14 protein-coding genes are annotated in these 14,744 nt (G+C 70.6%); 9 read left to right on the plus strand and 5 right to left on the minus strand.

Going from position 1 to position 14,744, the window contains the following annotated elements; translation table 11 throughout:
* The 8 genes from rplT (at position 1) to AB0D85_RS11645 (ending at position 9,956) form a co-directional block, all read left to right on the plus strand.
* Positions 1 to 384: a 50S ribosomal protein L20 gene (gene rplT / locus AB0D85_RS11610; RefSeq protein ID WP_055492778.1), complete on the plus strand. Its 384-nt coding sequence runs from the start codon at positions 1 to 3 to the stop codon at positions 382 to 384.
* A 204-nt stretch (positions 385 to 588) separates the two neighbouring features.
* Positions 589 to 1,443, plus strand: coding sequence for an RNA methyltransferase (locus tag AB0D85_RS11615; protein ID WP_362317308.1), 855 nt, complete (start codon positions 589 to 591; stop codon positions 1,441 to 1,443).
* A 54-nt stretch (positions 1,444 to 1,497) separates the two neighbouring features.
* Complete coding sequence (locus AB0D85_RS11620) at positions 1,498 to 2,634, plus strand: ATP-binding protein (protein WP_362317311.1); 1,137 nt, start codon at positions 1,498 to 1,500, stop codon at positions 2,632 to 2,634.
* A 148-nt stretch (positions 2,635 to 2,782) separates the two neighbouring features.
* On the plus strand, positions 2,783 to 3,904 hold the full coding sequence (gene pheS, locus AB0D85_RS11625) for a phenylalanine--tRNA ligase subunit alpha (RefSeq protein WP_362317314.1): 1,122 nt from the start codon (positions 2,783 to 2,785) through the stop codon (positions 3,902 to 3,904).
* Complete coding sequence (pheT, locus tag AB0D85_RS11630) at positions 3,904 to 6,447, plus strand: phenylalanine--tRNA ligase subunit beta (protein WP_362317317.1); 2,544 nt, start codon at positions 3,904 to 3,906, stop codon at positions 6,445 to 6,447. The genes pheS and pheT overlap by 1 nt, the downstream gene beginning before the upstream one ends.
* 265 nt (positions 6,448 to 6,712) lie before the next feature.
* Positions 6,713 to 7,807, plus strand: a complete 1,095-nt coding sequence (locus AB0D85_RS11635) for a PP2C family protein-serine/threonine phosphatase (RefSeq protein WP_362317320.1) — start codon at positions 6,713 to 6,715, stop codon at positions 7,805 to 7,807.
* A 204-nt stretch (positions 7,808 to 8,011) separates the two neighbouring features.
* Positions 8,012 to 9,352 (plus strand): transcriptional regulator, encoded by a 1,341-nt coding sequence (locus tag AB0D85_RS11640; RefSeq protein WP_362317323.1) that lies wholly within the window; start codon positions 8,012 to 8,014, stop codon positions 9,350 to 9,352.
* 67 nt (positions 9,353 to 9,419) lie between these two features.
* Positions 9,420 to 9,956 (plus strand): NUDIX hydrolase, encoded by a 537-nt coding sequence (locus tag AB0D85_RS11645; protein WP_123978410.1) that lies wholly within the window; start codon positions 9,420 to 9,422, stop codon positions 9,954 to 9,956.
* Here AB0D85_RS11645 and AB0D85_RS11650 read toward each other — a convergent pair.
* A complete protein-coding gene (locus tag AB0D85_RS11650; protein ID WP_362317327.1) occupies positions 9,953 to 10,210 on the minus strand; it encodes a hypothetical protein in 258 nt (85 codons plus the stop codon). The genes AB0D85_RS11645 and AB0D85_RS11650 overlap by 4 nt on opposite strands.
* Positions 10,211 to 10,434: 224 nt before the next feature.
* A complete protein-coding gene (locus AB0D85_RS11655) occupies positions 10,435 to 10,776 on the minus strand; it encodes a helix-turn-helix domain-containing protein (RefSeq protein WP_362317330.1) in 342 nt (113 codons plus the stop codon).
* A gap of 462 nt (positions 10,777 to 11,238) precedes the next feature.
* On the opposite strand from AB0D85_RS11655, the gene AB0D85_RS11660 reads away from it, so the two are divergent.
* The gene (locus AB0D85_RS11660) at positions 11,239 to 11,556 is read left to right on the plus strand and encodes a hypothetical protein (RefSeq protein ID WP_362317332.1); all 318 of its coding nucleotides are present in this window, start codon (positions 11,239 to 11,241) and stop codon (positions 11,554 to 11,556) included.
* 122 nt (positions 11,557 to 11,678) lie between these two features.
* On the opposite strand, the gene AB0D85_RS11665 is transcribed toward AB0D85_RS11660, so the two are convergent.
* The 3 genes from AB0D85_RS11665 to AB0D85_RS11675 form a co-directional block, all read right to left on the minus strand.
* Entirely contained in the window at positions 11,679 to 12,881 is a 1,203-nt protein-coding gene (locus AB0D85_RS11665) for an HNH endonuclease signature motif containing protein (protein ID WP_362317334.1), read from the minus strand.
* Positions 12,882 to 12,964: 83 nt separating this feature from the next.
* A complete protein-coding gene (locus AB0D85_RS11670; RefSeq protein ID WP_362317336.1) occupies positions 12,965 to 13,633 on the minus strand; it encodes a Type 1 glutamine amidotransferase-like domain-containing protein in 669 nt (222 codons plus the stop codon).
* A 209-nt stretch (positions 13,634 to 13,842) separates the two neighbouring features.
* Positions 13,843 to 14,700: a 3-hydroxybutyryl-CoA dehydrogenase gene (locus AB0D85_RS11675; protein WP_362317338.1), complete on the minus strand. Its 858-nt coding sequence runs from the start codon at positions 14,698 to 14,700 to the stop codon at positions 13,843 to 13,845.
* Positions 14,701 to 14,744 lie beyond the last annotated feature (44 nt).

Below are 14,744 nucleotides of genomic sequence, written 5' to 3' on the forward strand. Positions count from 1 at the left end.
GTGGCACGCGTCAAGCGGGCAGTCAACGCCCACAAGAAGCGCCGGGCGATCCTCGAGCAGGCCTCCGGCTACCGCGGTCAGCGTTCGCGCCTGTACCGCAAGGCCAAGGAGCAGGTCACCCACTCGCTGGTCTACAACTACAACGACCGCAAGAAGCGCAAGGGCGACTTCCGGCAGCTGTGGATCCAGCGCATCAACGCCGCTGCCCGCGCCAACGGCATCACGTACAACCGCTTCATCCAGGGTCTGAAGGCCGCGAACGTCGAGGTCGACCGCAAGATCCTCGCGGAGCTGGCCGTCAACGACGCGGGCGCGTTCGCCGCGCTCGTCGAGGTGGCGCAGAAGGCGCTGCCGGCGGACGTCAACGCCCCGAAGGCGGCGTGACGCTGGCGCTGGCTTCGGCCGACGTGACTTGAGGACCCGCAGGCTTTAGGGCTTGCGGGTCCTGTTGTTGGGGCCTGCGGTTCGTTGTTCGGCTGCGGGTCGGTGGGGGCTGGTCGCGCCCACGCGGCGGTAGCCGCATATATGTACAGTCCCGCGCACCTTCGGGCGCGCTTCCACCGCGCTTCCTCGAAAGTGACCCACACGATGCCCACCCCCGAGCTGATCTCCCCCCGTTCCGCGCGTGTCGTCGCTGCTCGGCGGCTTGCCCGGCGGAACTTCCGGGGGAAGGACCGGCTGTTTCTCGCCGAGGGGCCGCAGGCCGTGCGGGAGGCGGCCGGGCATCGGGCCGGTGAGCTGCCCACGCTCGTCGAGCTGTTCGCGACCGTCGAGGCCGCGGAGCGGTACGCCGACATCGTGGGGGAGGCCAGGGCGGCCGACGCCCGGATCCACCTCGCCTCCGAGGACGTCATCGCCGACATCTCCACCACCGTGACGCCCCAGGGGCTCGTCGGGGTCTGCCGGTTCCTGGACACCCCCTTCGAGGACATCCTCGCCGCCCGCCCCAAGCTCGTCGCCGTCCTCGCCAACGTCCGCGACCCCGGCAACGCGGGCACCGTGCTGCGGTGCGCCGACGCCGCCGGCGCGGAGGCCGTCGTCCTCACCGACGCGTCCGTGGACCTGTACAACCCCAAGGCCGTCCGCGCCTCCGTCGGCTCGCACTTCCACCTGCCCGTCGCCGTCGGCGTCCCCGTCGAGCAGGCCGTCGCCGGGCTCAAGGGCGTCGGTGTGCGGATCCTCGCCGCCGACGGGGCCGGGACCGACGACCTCGACGACGAGTTGGACAAGGGGACCATGGGCGGGCCGACCGCCTGGGTGTTCGGCAACGAGGCCTGGGGGCTCCCGGAGGAGACCCGTGCGCTGGCGGACGCCGTCGTGCGCGTCCCGATCCACGGGAAGGCCGAAAGTCTGAACCTCGCCACCGCCGCCGCCGTATGTCTCTACGCATCGGCCCGTGCACAGCGCGCCTCCGGAGGGTGCCGTTCCGTCACCAGGGACTAGTAGGGTGACCAGCTCGGGGGCCTGCTGCGCCGTCTGAGAGGTGGAGTACGGGGTATGAGTGTCGGCACCAGCAACGCGCCGGGGGGCCGTGGCACCGGCCATGTGCCCGCGCCCCGGCACGGCGACCTCACCGGGCCCGGCATCGACCCCGACGAACTGCCCGACGGCCTCGTGATCGCCGACGAGCACGGTCTCGTCGTCTGCTTCAACGCCGCGGCCGCCCGGATCACCGCCACCGCGCCCGCCGACGCCCTCGGGCAGCGCCTGGAGAAGGCCCTCCCTTTAGAGGACCTGGAGGGCAGGCGCTGGTGGCAGCTCACCGACCCCTACGGCGGCCTCGCCATCCGGGTCGGCCAGCCCGAGCGCAACCTGCTGCTGCCCGGCGGCCGGGAGGTGCTGGTGTCCGCCAGGTACGTGCGGGCCGAGCCGACCGGGCCCGTGCGCCGGGTCGTCGTGTCGCTGCGGGACACCGAGGCCCGCCGCCGTACCGAACGCAGTCACGCCGAGCTGATCGCCACCGTCGCCCATGAGCTGCGCTCGCCGCTGACCTCCGTCAAGGGGTTCACCGCCACCCTGCTCGCCAAATGGGAACGGTTCACCGACGACCAGAAACGGCTGATGCTGGAGACGGTGGACGCGGACGCCGACCGGGTCACCCGGCTCATCGCCGAGCTGCTGGACATCTCGCGGATCGACTCCGGGCGCCTCGAGGTGCGGCGGCAGCCGGTGGACATAGGCGCGGCCGTCGGACGGCACATCCAGGCGTACGTCGCCGCCGGGCAGCCCGCCGACCGCTTCCTGCTCCGCGTCGAGCAGCCGCTGCCCGCCCTGTGGGCCGATCCCGACAAGGTCGACCAGGTCCTCAGCAATCTCATCGAAAATGCCGTGCGGCACGGCGAGGGAACCGTCACCATTGACATCACGGCCACGGCCTCCCCGCGCGAAGGCGAGGAAGCCGGCACGTCGGTCACGGTGAGCGACGAGGGGCCAGGCATCCCGGAGGAGTCCATGAACCGCGTCTTCACCCGCTTCTGGCGGGGCAGCAAGCGCGGCGGCACCGGCCTCGGGCTGTACATCGTCAAGGGCATCGTCGAAGCCCATGGCGGCACCATCACCGTCGGACGCGCCCCCAGCGGCGGCGCCGAGTTCCGATTTACGTTGCCCGTGAGCGCCCCGGCATATCTCGCCTGAGAACGGCTGAGCAGTCCGGGAGCGGCCCGCGGGCGCGTTCGTATACCTCCACCCCGTTAGACTCGGCCTTTGGCACCTTTGTGTCCTTCTCACGGCCCATCAACGGTCTCGGGGACCATCCGCCAGCCAACCGGAAGCACGGGAAGAGATGTCGGCACCCAATAAGTCGTACGACCCTGTAGAGGTCGAGGCCTTGAAACCGGAAGAGATCGAGCGCATGCGGGACGAGGCGCTCGCCGCCTTCGCCGCCGCGGACTCCCTCGACGCGCTCCAGGAGGCCAAGGTCGCCCACACCGGCGGCACCTCCCCGCTGGCCCTCGCCAACCGCGAGATCGGCGCCCTGCCCCCGCACGCCAAGGCCGCGGCCGGCAAGGTGGTCGGCCAGGCCCGGGGCGCGGTGAACAAGGCCCTCGCCGGCCGTCAGGAAGAGCTGGAGGCCGAGCGTGACGCCCGGGTGCTGGTCGAGGAGGCGGTGGACGTCACACTGCCGTACGACCGCGTCCCGGCCGGTGCCCGGCACCCGCTGACCACGCTCTCGGAGCGCATCGAGGACATCTTCGTGGCCATGGGCTACGAGGTCGCCGAGGGCCCGCAGGTCGAGGCCGAGTGGTTCAACTTCGACGCGCTCAACATCGGCCCGGACCACCCGGCGCGCGGCGAGGCGGACACCTTCTTCGTGCAGGGTCCCGAGGGCGGCACCGAGTCCGGTGTCGTGCTGCGCACCCACACCTCGCCGGTCCAGATCCGCTCGCTGCTCGACCGTGAGCTGCCGGTCTACGTGATCTGTCCGGGCCGGGTGTACCGCACCGACGAGCTGGACGCCACGCACACCCCGGTCTTCCACCAGGTCGAGCTGCTCGCCGTGGACGAGGGCCTGACCATGGCGGACCTCAAGGGCACCCTGGACCACATGGTCCAGTCGTTGTTCGGCGCGGGCATGAAGACCCGGCTGCGGCCGAACTTCTTCCCCTTCACCGAGCCGAGCGCCGAGATGGACATGCTCTGCTACGTGTGCAAGGGCGAGTCCGTCGGCAACCCCGACCGGCCCTGCCGCACCTGCTCCTCCGAGGGCTGGATCGAGCTGGGCGGCTGCGGCATGGTCAACCCCCGGGTGCTCGCCGCCTGTGGCGTGGACCCGGAGAAGTACAGCGGCTTCGCCTTCGGGTTCGGCATCGAGCGGATGCTGATGTTCCGCCACAACGTCGAGGACATGCGAGACATGGTCGAGGGTGACGTCCGGTTCACCCGGCCGTTCGGGATGGAGATCTGATGCGGGTCCCGCTTTCCTGGCTGCGGGAGTACGTCGACCTGCCGGCCACCGAGACCGGCCGTGACGTCCAGGCCAAGCTCATTTCGGCCGGTCTGGAGGTCGAGACCGTCGAGCAGCTCGGCGACGGCCTCAAGGGCCCCCTGGTCGTCGGCCGGGTGCTGACCATCGAGGAGCTGACGGAGTTCAAGAAGCCGATCCGCTTCTGCACCGTCGACGTCGGTACGGCTGGGGGCACCTCCCAGGCTTTCGGCTCTGGGGGAGGCACGGGTGAGCCGCAGGAGATCGTCTGCGGCGCCCGCAACTTCGCCGTCGGCGACAAGGTCGTCGTCGTGCTCCCGGGCGCGGTGCTGCCCGGCGGCTTCGCGATCAGCGCCCGCAAGACGTACGGCAAGACCTCCCACGGCATGATCTGCTCCACCGGCGAACTGGGCATGGGCGACGACGGCAGCCACGGCATCATCGTGCTGCCGCCGGAGACCGAGGTCGGCAAGGACGCCATCGAGCTCCTCGAGCTGGTCGACGAGGTCCTGGACATCGCCGTCACCGCCAACCGCGGCGACTGCCTGTCCATCCGCGGTGTCGCCCGCGAGACCGCCATCGCCTACGGCCTGCCGCTGCGCGACCCGGCGCTCCTCGACGTGCCGGGACCGAACGCCTTCGGCTACCCGGTCCAGGTCTCCGACCCGATGGGCTGCGACCGCTTCACCGCGCGCACCGTCATCGGCCTGAGCCCCGAGGCCCGCTCCCCGATCTGGCTGCAGCGCCGTCTGCAGAAGGTCGGCATGCGCCCGATCTCGCTCGCGGTCGACGTCACCAACTACGTGATGATGGAGCTCGGCCAGCCGCTGCACGCCTACGACCGCAACCTGGTCCAGGGCACCATCGGCGTCCGCCGCGCGGCCGAGGGCGAGAAGATCGTCACCCTCGACGGCACCGAGCGGAAGCTGCACGCCGAGGACCTGGTGATCACCGACGACCGCGGCCCCATCGGCCTCGCGGGCGTCATGGGCGGCGCCAACACTGAGATCGCCGACCACGAGGACGTGGAGAACGCCACGACCGACGTGGTGATCGAGGCGGCCCACTTCGACGCCGTCGCCATCGCGCGCACCGCCCGCCGCCACAAGCTGTCCTCCGAGGCCTCCCGCCGCTTCGAGCGCGGCGTCGACCCGCAGGCCGCGGCCGCCGCCGCGCAGCGCACGGTCGACCTGCTGGTGCTGCTGGCCGGCGGCACCGCCGAGGCCGGCGTCACCGAGGTCATCGCGCCGTCCGCGCCGCACACCATCACGGTCGCGGCGAACCACCCCGACAAGGTCGCGGGTGTCGAGTACGGCCGGGAGACCGTCGTCCGCCGCCTCCAGGAGGTCGGCTGCGACGTCTACGGGCAGGACGAGCTGATCGTCACCGTCCCGTCCTGGCGGCCCGACCTCCTTGAGCAGAACGACCTGGCCGAAGAGGTCATCCGTCTGGAGGGCTACGAGAACCTGCCCTCCACGCTGCCCAAGCCGCCGTCCGGCCGTGGCCTCACCCACCGCCAGCGCCTGCACCGCCGGGTCGGCCGCGCGCTGGCCGGGGCCGGCTACGTCGAGGCGCCGAACTACCCGTTCGTCGGCGAGGGCGTCTTCGACCAGCTCGGCCTGGCCGCCGACGACCCGGCCCGCCGTGTCGTCAAGCTGACCAACCCGCTCAACGACGAGGAGCCCGCGCTCCGCACGTCGCTGCTGCCGGGCCTGCTCGGCGCGCTCCGGCGCAACGACGGACGCGGCGGGCACGACCTGGCGCTGTTCGAGACCGGCCTGGTCTTCCTCCCGCGCGAGGAGCAGGGCGTCGCCGGTCATCTGCCGGTCGACCGCCGCCCGACCGACGAGGAGCTCGCCGCGCTGAACGCGGTACTCCCCGAGCAGCCGCGCCATGTCGCGGTCGTCCTCACGGGCGCCCGCGAGCAGGCCGGCTGGTGGGGCAAGGGCCGTCCGGCGGACTGGGCCGACGCGGTGCAGGCCGCGCGGACCGTCGCCGCCGAGGCGGGCGCCGAGCTGACCGTGCGGTCCGGCCAGTACGGACCGTGGCACCCCGGCCGGTGCGCCGAGCTGGTGGTCGTTGCCGACGGCACCGAGCGGGTCGTGGGCCACGCCGGTGAGCTGCACCCGCGCGTCGTCAAGGCGCTGGGACTGCCGGCGCGCACCTGCGCGATGGAGCTGAACCTCGACGCGCTGGAGCAGGCCGGCGACGGTGCGCCGCAGGCGCCGAGCATCTCGACGTTCCCGGTGGCCACGCAGGACGTCGCCCTCGTGGTGGACAAGCCGGTGCCGGCGGCGGAGGTCGAGGCGGCGCTGCGCGAGGGCGCGGGTGAACTCCTCGAGGCCATCCGGCTGTTCGACGTGTACGTCAACGACGGGCAGCTCGGCGACGGGAAGAAGTCGCTGGCGTATGCGCTTCGCTTCCGTGCCGGGGACCGGACGCTGACCGTGGACGAGGCGTCGGCGGCTCGGGATGCGGCGGTTGCCCTTGCGGGGGAGCGTACGGGAGCGGTGCTGCGGGGCTAGTCGCCGTTGGGGGACTGTTGTCGGCCGGCTGCGGGTTGGTTGTGGCTGGTCGCGCAGTTCCCCGCGCCCCTAACGAGGCGCTGCCTCTCGCGGCGTGAAACATGTACTGCCACCTGCATAAATGCGGGTGTCTGGATGATCGTCACTCATTTGGGTGAGATCCAACCCAGACCTGGCCCTTTCGGGGCATGCCGTCGACAGAATCGGACCGGCCTTTCGGGGCCGGTCCGTCTGTTCTGGCAGGGCCTACATGGGGGCCATCGGCATGATCCGTATCAAGGCGAACCCACGGCCCGGGCGCCGTGCACGTGCCCTGGGGCTGCCGACGGCGTGGGGCGCCGTCGCGGTCTCGTACAAATTCGGATGCCCGCTGGCCGGGCAGAGCCAGCTCGGCGCGCGGATCGTCACCAGCGCCGTGTTCTTCGCGGTCGGCACCGGACTCATACTCCATGTCCGCCGGACCCTGCTCCGGGAGCTGCGGCAGGTCCGCAAGGTCGCCGGCGCCGCGCAGAGCGTGCTGCTGCGGCCGTTGCCGCCGCGCCTCGCCGGACTGAACGTCGCCGCCGCCCAGCTCTCCGCCGACCGGGGCGCGAGCATCGGCGGCGATCTCTACGAGGCCGTCGCCACCGAGCACGGTGTACGGGTCGTGATGGGCGACGTACGCGGACACGGGCTGTCCGCCATCGGCACGGTCGCCGCCGTCCTCGGCAGCTTCCGCGAGGCCGCCCACGACGAGCCCGAACTGGGACGTGTCCTGGGCCGGTTGGACCGCGCCCTCGCCAGACACCTGCGCGAACGAGCCAGGGCCGAGCACCCGGCCGGCGGCGGCCTGGACCCGGACAGCCCGGTGGCCGAGGAGTTCGTGACCGTACTGCTGCTGGAGATCACGGGAGACGGCGAACTACGGGCGATCAACTGCGGTCATCCATGGCCGTATCTGCTGAGCGGCGCGCGCGTGGAGCCCCTGTCGCGAGCCGATCCGCTGCCGCCCCTCGGCCCGTTCCCCCTCCCGACGGACCTCACCGCCACCGACTGCGGCCCCCTGCACCCCGGCGAGTCCCTGGTCCTGTACACGGACGGCGCGGAGGACGCGAGAGACCGGGAGGGCCACTTCTTCTCCCTGCCGGAGGCGCTCGCGGAAGCGGTGCGAGACCGCCCGGTCTCCCCTCAGGGCATCCTTCGCACTGTTTTCACGGCCCTGCTCCACCACACGAACGGCCACCCGACCGACGACATCGCACTCCTGGTACTTCGCAACGAACGCGAGCATCAACGGACCTGTCTGGGGGCGCGGGGAACTGCGCGACCAGCCACCACGCACCCGCAGTCGACGAACTACCTCCAGCGGCCCCTTCTCTAGTCGTCGGCCAAGCCAACGGCCGGGCCACCGCACTGTACGAGGGGGAGCCGGCGGCCCGGCCGGCCTCTTGCGAGGCAATTCAGTCAACCGGTTCGACACTCTCCGCAACAGTGCGCGTACGCTGCGGATTCGCGCACTCCGTTCACACCCCGTGTGAATCGGGACGCACTACGCTGACGGCACCAGGCCATTCGGGGGGCATTCATGCAGCCCAACTCTCTGCTCGACGCGATCCTGGACGAGGCGGGGATCTCGCACGCCGGTCTCGCCGCCCATGTCAACCAGGCGGGCCGGGCCCGAGGACTCACGCTCCGTTACGAACACACCGCCGTCGCCCGGTGGTTGAAGGGGCAGCGGCCGAGAGGCCAGGTGCCGGACCTGATCTGCGAGGTGCTGGCCGGCCGGCTGCACCGACCGGTCACCCTCGACGACATCGGCCTCGGCGTGCCCGGCGAGCCCAGCGTCCCGCACACGACCTCGCTCTCCGGGTTCGTCGAACGGGCCACCGCCCTGTGGCGGTCCGACGAACAGCAGCGCCCGCACATACTCGGCGCCCCCGCCGTCACCGGCACGCCCGCGGTGATGCCGGTGTGGGAGTGGGAGAACCCCCCTGAGGACGTGGACGTCTCGCGCGGCGGACGGCACCGGGTCACCCATGCCGACCTGGAGATGCTGCGCGCGGCCCGTGCCCACTACGAGCAGATGTACCGCAAGGCCGGCGGGATGGCGACCCGCACCCGGATCGTCGGCTTCCTGAACGCCGAGGCGGCCCCGCTGCTGCGCGGCAGCTACACGGACGCCACCGGGCGCCAACTGCACCGCGCGACCGGTGGGTTGGTGGCGATCGTGGGTATCTGCGCGTACGACTCCGACGCTCACGGTCTCGCCCAGCGCTACTTCCACCAGGCCCTGCGCCTGTCAAAGGCCAGCGGTGACCGGGGACTCGGCGCGTATGTCATCGCGCTGCTGGTCAACCAGGCACTGTTCATGCGGGAGTTCCGGCAGGCCGTCGCCTTCGCGGAGGCCGCGCTGCGCACCGCGGGCAAACACATCACCCCCGCCCTCGCCTCCGACCTCTACGCGATGCAGGCCAAGGCGTACGCCCACCTCGGCGACGGCACGAGCGCGCTGTCCTGCATCCGGCGGGCCGAGACGGCCGCCGAGCGCATCCGGCGGGGCTACGAACCCGACGAGACCGGCTATGTCCAACCCGGCCTGGTCAATGTGCAGGTGGCCGAAGCGCTGCTCAGCCTCGGCGAGATCGCCGCCGCCCGGGAGCACGCCGCGGCCGCCGTCGACAACCCGGCCCACGACCGGGGGCGGGTGCACCGGCTCGCCATGCTCAGCACCATCGAACTGCGTCAGGGAAACGCCGACAACGCGGTGGCCACGGCCGTCCAGATGGCCGAGCAGGCCCGTGGGATGGAGTCCCAGCGACTGCGCGACAGACTCCGCGCGGTACGCGAGCACCTGGTGCGCAGCGGTTGTTCCGGAACCGCCGAAGCCGCCGAACTCATCGACGGCGCACTGCGCGTACCGCTGTAGAGGCCCAGTACTGCTGAGGAGTCCCTGCTGCGATATTGCCACTTACTCGGCGGAAGGTGGCAGAACCGTGCAGTGGACGAAACAGAACGAACAAACTGTGTATGAAAACCGCTGGTTCAGCGTCAATCTCGCAGATGTCGAGCTGCCGGACGGCCGGCACCTCGACCACTTCCTGATCCGGCTGCGGCCGGTGGCCGTGGCGACGGTGGTCAACGAGGCCAATGAGGTCCTCCTCCTGTGGCGCCACCGTTTCATCACCGACAGCTGGGGGTGGGAACTGGCCGCGGGCGTGGTCGAGGACGGCGAGGACATCGCGTACGCGGCCGCCAGGGAACTGGAGGAGGAGACCGGCTGGCGGCCGGGGACCCTGCACCATCTCATGACCGTGGAGCCGTCCAACGGCCTCACCGACGCCCGGCACCACATCTACTGGTCCGACGAGGGCGAGTACGTCGGACACCCCGTGGACGACTTCGAGTCGGACCGCCGGGAGTGGGTCCCGCTCAAGCTCGTCCCGGACATGATCGCCCGTGGGGAGGTCCCGGCCGCCAACATGGCGGCCGCGTTACTCCTGCTGCATCACATGCGGCTCACTGATGACTAGCGGGCCAGCGCCTGCCAGACGGTGACGACGAGGGCGCCCAGTGCGGTGAGCGCGGCGATCGAGGGCAGGGGCCAGCGAGCGTGCTCCAGCGAGGCAAGGCGGGTGTTCAGGTCGTCCAGTTCCTTGGCCGTCTCCTTGGTGCGATGGCTGAGCAGGTTCAGTCCACCCTCGACCTGTGCGTAGGCCACATCGAGGCGACGACGTAACTCTGCGAGTTCTCCTTGGACCACGGGATGCTCTGGTTCGGTGGCCACGGGTCCGCTCCTTTGCGTAGTCGAATGTGTAGTTCCGCATCCCTTGCATGCGCATGAAGAGTGAACTCGCCTGGTGAGCGCGTGGGGAGAGTGTGCGAAGGGCATATGCGTGCCCGGCGCGCACACGGTGTGTGAAAAACATGGGCCCGGCACCGATGGCGGTGCCGGGCCCATGCGGCATCGCTCCCTGTAACCGCAAGGCGGTTGGGAATGCCGGTAGCGCATCAACACCGAACGCCTGCCCAGGGACGGGTCAGGATCGCGCTGGTCACCCTGCCCGACACGAAGTCCTGGGCGTCCTGCCCGGAGGCCGCCGTGCGGTCGGCGCGGAAGCGGGTCGGGGTGCGGCCCGTCATGGCCTTGAACGTCCGGTCGAAGTGCGGCTGGTCGTGATAGCCGGCCTGGGCGGCGGCCATGGCCCAAGGGGCCCCCGTCTCCTTCAGCCGCAGGGCGTTCTGGAGACGCATCACCTGTGCCGCGCCCTTCGGGGTGAGGCCGGTCTGGAGATGGAAGCGGCGTTCGAGGTGGCGGCGGCTCCAGCCGGTCCTGGCGGCGAGTTCCTCCACCCGGATCCGCCCCGCCGTCCGCCGGCAGGCCTGCCACGCCCAGCATGCGCGAGCGCGGCTTCACCTACCGCCCGCAGCCCCTCGCCCCGGGCCCCAACTCGCTGGACGACAACCGGTACGGCCTGCTGACCGCCGAGCAGGCCACGCAGGACGGCTATGGCGAGACCGGTGCGGTGCTCCGCGCAGCATCCACCGCCGACACCAACTCCCGCGAGGAGACCGACCCGCGCTGGACGGCTGCGCTGCTCGGCACCGACCGCCACCGGGCCTACGTCCATCTGCCGGCCGGGCAGGAGTACTTCTACAACTCCGACGCATGCGTGACCGCCGCCGACACCGGGCTGTACGGCGCGGACTACCAGCGCCTCTGCAAAACCTTCCAGGTCCTCACCGGCCAGGTCGTCGACCGGGGTGACCGCGGACGCGCGGTACCGTTCCGCCGTACGGCGCTGGGAGACGTGCATGCGCAAGGCCGACCAGGACGTCCACGGGCTCGACAGCCCGGCCGTCGCGATCCAGCGGCAGCTACGACGCATCGGCGACGACCGGGCCGCACTGCACACGATCGCCGGCCAGGAGCTCGAGTCCGCCGCCACGGACGCCCGTTGCCAGCAGCAGGCAGGACTCTTCGACGCGGTGGCCGCGGCGCAGCGCGAGGCGGAGCCCACGGTGCTGCGCGAGGCGAACGCGGAGGCGGAGCTCGCGCGCCTGAGGAAGGCACGGCAGTCGGCCACGGCCAGAGCGACCCCGCCGACACCCGAGCCCACACGCACACGGTGAACCCGCCCTACTCCTCCGGAGCCCCGCGCTCCACGGCCACGCGCGCTGGTAGCGCGTCAGGTTCTCCGGGTGCGTGCTGGGCGCGAGCAGGAGGCGGGGGAGACGGCAGCTGCGCGTGCAGCCTAGATCGTGTTCGGCATCGCATCGTGGCGCTCCTGAGCGACGCGCAGCAGGATCTCGCGCAGCACTTCGCGTGTGCTTCCACGTGTCTTGACGGCATGGCAGTTCGGGCAGAGCGCCACCATCTGACTCGGGTGATCGCGACCGCCGCCGGCGAGGTCCACCACATGGTCGACTTCGAGGATCGGATGCCTGCGATCCGTCACATCGGCGGGTTGGCCTGTGCACTGGGGGTTCTCGCAGCGTCCCTTGCTCCGGCGCAGGACGAGATGGCGTGCGGCACGTGAGCGCCTGGGCCGTTGCGTGGTGCGGGAGATCCGTTCTCCATGGGTTTTGGCTTCGCGCTCCTCGACGAGCCTGCAGCCGCGCTCGTACTCCGCTGCCGTGATGAGCCACTGCTCGGGCTCTCCCTCGGTCACCTCGGGGAGGTCGGCCGACTCGATGTCCCGCAAACCGACGTCAGCGAGAAGCGGGGTGCAGTCGAGGCCGTCGAAGAAGGTGTCGGCAAGCTCGTCGATCACGGCGAGGCGGGTCACCTCGGAGTCCCGGAACAGCTCGTACAGCGGCTCGGCCAAACCCCCGAGCGGTTGGTTGGCAGCGAACCAGCGGCGTACCTTGGCGTCACCGTGTGCGGTGGTCACGGGCTCCGCGTAGTCGTGCAACGACCAGACCCCGACGTGGTGGAGAGAGGCGACGGGGTAGTCGGGCCGTGGCCGCTCTCCCCTCAGACCGTGCCGCTCCAGGAGGGCCTTCAGAGTCTCCTCGGTTTCAGTCCAGGGAAGCAGCCGCTGCTCGCCGCGCAGGGCTCGGCCCATGGCCCACAGCAGCGCGATGGGTTGGTACAGGGCGGGATGACCGGAGGAGCGGTTCACCTTCAGATGAGTGACGCGGTGGACGAGATCGTCAGCGGTCGGACCGCTCACCGGATGATCCTCCGCGATGTCGAAGCCGAGGCTCCTCAGCAGTCCGGCGGCGTGCGCTGCGCCGCCGGAGAAGTCGCCCGCAGCCAGCGGCTGTTGGCCGGGCAGGAAACCGTGTGCGGCGCCGACGATCGCCTTGGAGTCGTACTGTTCGCCCTCGTACGACAGCAGGTAGCGGCGGGCGCGCCGGAAGCCGTGATGCTTGAGGAAGGCATCGCGACCGAGCCGATCGCATTCTTCGATCGCCTTCTCGACCTCGCGGCGTGTTATGTCGGTCAGCGCCATGCCAGAACCCTACGTGAGGGGCGCCGCTCAAGGCGGAGCCGGCGACGCTGCTGTCGGCAGGGGTACGTGGCTGAGGTGGTCGATCACGGGTGAAACCGCCACCGGCCTTCTGAAACCACGTCCACCTTGTCGTCGCTGACGCGAATGGCTGTGTCGTCGTCGATGAAGTAGATCGGGAAGTCCGCTCGCGCGGTGATGCGATCGGCCCAGGCGTCGTCGCGCTCCGGGAAGTCCGGCGAGTACAGATGGGGCTTCAGGTACCAGTCGAAGAGGCCGAAGGGCGGCTTCACGGTGGTCGCGTCGAGGACATGGAGGTCCGCGGTGTCCCCGATGACGTCGGCGGAGTGTTCGGTGAGATTCCGGCTGAAGATCATCGATCCGGCGCTCAACCCCACATAGACCCGGCCTGCCAGCGCTTCCAGGAAGCCGTCGGCCAGGTCGTTGCCGGTGATGCTGCGCGCGAGATGGTAGTGACTGCCGCCCCCGGCATAGATGACGTCGGCGCGCAGCAGCCGGTCGAGTACCAGCCGCCGGGGCAGACCGTTCAGTTCCAGGACGTCGAACTCCCGCCAGCCGAGGCCGTGCAACCGGTTCATGTCCGAGAGGAGCCACCCGTGGTCTCCGGACTCGGCCACGGACGCCGTGGGAACGTACACGATGTTCGCCGACCCGAACGGCTTTCCCAGCATGTCCCGCAGCGCACCCCGCAGGGCCTCGTTACGCAGTCCGCTCGACGTCAGCAGTAGCTCCATCGGATGAGCCAACCACGCCCGACGGGCTCACGCAACGCACCGCCCGCAGACCCGGGCGGGCCTCAAGACCGCCTGCTCACCGGCTCGCCGTCGACATCGAGGCCACGGTCCTGCGCCCAGGCGCGCCGACGGCACGAGGAGCCCCGTCACCGGGAGCAGAACGTGAAGGGGCTCTTGAGCAGCGCCACTTGGCGGCGTCGCCGCACTCCCTAGTACGTGTAGAAGCCCGACCCCGTCTTCCGCCCCAGCCGCCCCGCCTCGACCATGCGCTGGAGCAGCGGGGGAGCGGCGTACAGCGGCTCCTTGTACTCGGCGTACATCGAATTGGCGATCGAGACGATCGTGTCCAGGCCGATCAGGTCGGACAGCTTCAGCGGGCCCATCGGGTGGGCGCAGCCCAGCTCCATGCCGTTGTCGATGTCCTCGCGGCTCGCGATGCCCGACTCGAACATCCGGATGGACGAGAGCAGGTACGGCACCAGCAGTGCGTTGACCACGAAGCCGGAGCGGTCCTGGGCGCGGATCGCGTGCTTGCCGAGCACCTTCTCGGCGAAGACCTGGGCGCGGCTGATCGTGCCCTCGGAGGTGGTGAGCGCCGGGATCAGCTCGACCAGCTTCTGCACCGGGGCCGGGTTGAAGAAGTGGATGCCGATCACGTGGTCGGGGCGGGAGGTCGCGACGGCCAGCTTGACCAGCGGGATCGAGGAGGTGTTGGACGCCAGGATCGCGTCGGCGCGGGTCACCACCTGGTCGAGCACCTGGAAGATCTCGGTCTTCACCTGCTCGTTCTCGACGACGGCCTCGATCACCAGGTCGCGGTCGGCGAACTCGCCGAGGTCCGTGGTGAAGCTCAGCCGCGCCAGCGTGGCGTCCCGCTCCTCCTCGCTGATCTTGCCGCGCTCGGCGGCCTTGGCCAGGGAGTTGTACAGCCGGGTACGGCCGATCTCCAGGGCTTCGCCGGTGGTCTCGGCGACCCGCACGTCCAGACCGGCGCGGGCGCACACCTCGGCGATGCCCGCTCCCATCTGGCCGCAGCCCACGACTCCGACCTTCTCGATGTCGGTCACATCGTCCCCTTCGCTGATCTACGGGCGGCCCGCAGGACCTCCGG

Origin of the sequence: Streptomyces sp. NPDC048277 (assembly GCF_040652235.1) — a bacterium.
Classification (GTDB): domain Bacteria; phylum Actinomycetota; class Actinomycetes; order Streptomycetales; family Streptomycetaceae; genus Streptomyces.

Bases quoted from the DNA above. Each gene is read 5' to 3' on its own strand.
- AB0D85_RS11660 (WP_362317332.1), top strand. From the start codon at position 11,239: ATGCGCAAGGCCGACCAGGACGTCCACGGGCTCGACAGCCCGGCCGTC.
- AB0D85_RS11670 (WP_362317336.1), bottom strand. From the start codon at position 13,633: ATGGAGCTACTGCTGACGTCGAGCGGACTGCGTAACGAGGCCCTGCGG.
- AB0D85_RS11665 (WP_362317334.1), bottom strand. From the start codon at position 12,881: ATGGCGCTGACCGACATAACACGCCGCGAGGTCGAGAAGGCGATCGAA.
- AB0D85_RS11620 (WP_362317311.1), top strand. From the start codon at position 1,498: ATGAGTGTCGGCACCAGCAACGCGCCGGGGGGCCGTGGCACCGGCCAT.
- AB0D85_RS11615 (WP_362317308.1), top strand. From the start codon at position 589: ATGCCCACCCCCGAGCTGATCTCCCCCCGTTCCGCGCGTGTCGTCGCT.
- pheS (WP_362317314.1), top strand. From the start codon at position 2,783: ATGTCGGCACCCAATAAGTCGTACGACCCTGTAGAGGTCGAGGCCTTG.
- pheT (WP_362317317.1), top strand. From the start codon at position 3,904: ATGCGGGTCCCGCTTTCCTGGCTGCGGGAGTACGTCGACCTGCCGGCC.
- AB0D85_RS11640 (WP_362317323.1), top strand. From the start codon at position 8,012: ATGCAGCCCAACTCTCTGCTCGACGCGATCCTGGACGAGGCGGGGATC.
- AB0D85_RS11635 (WP_362317320.1), top strand. From the start codon at position 6,713: ATGATCCGTATCAAGGCGAACCCACGGCCCGGGCGCCGTGCACGTGCC.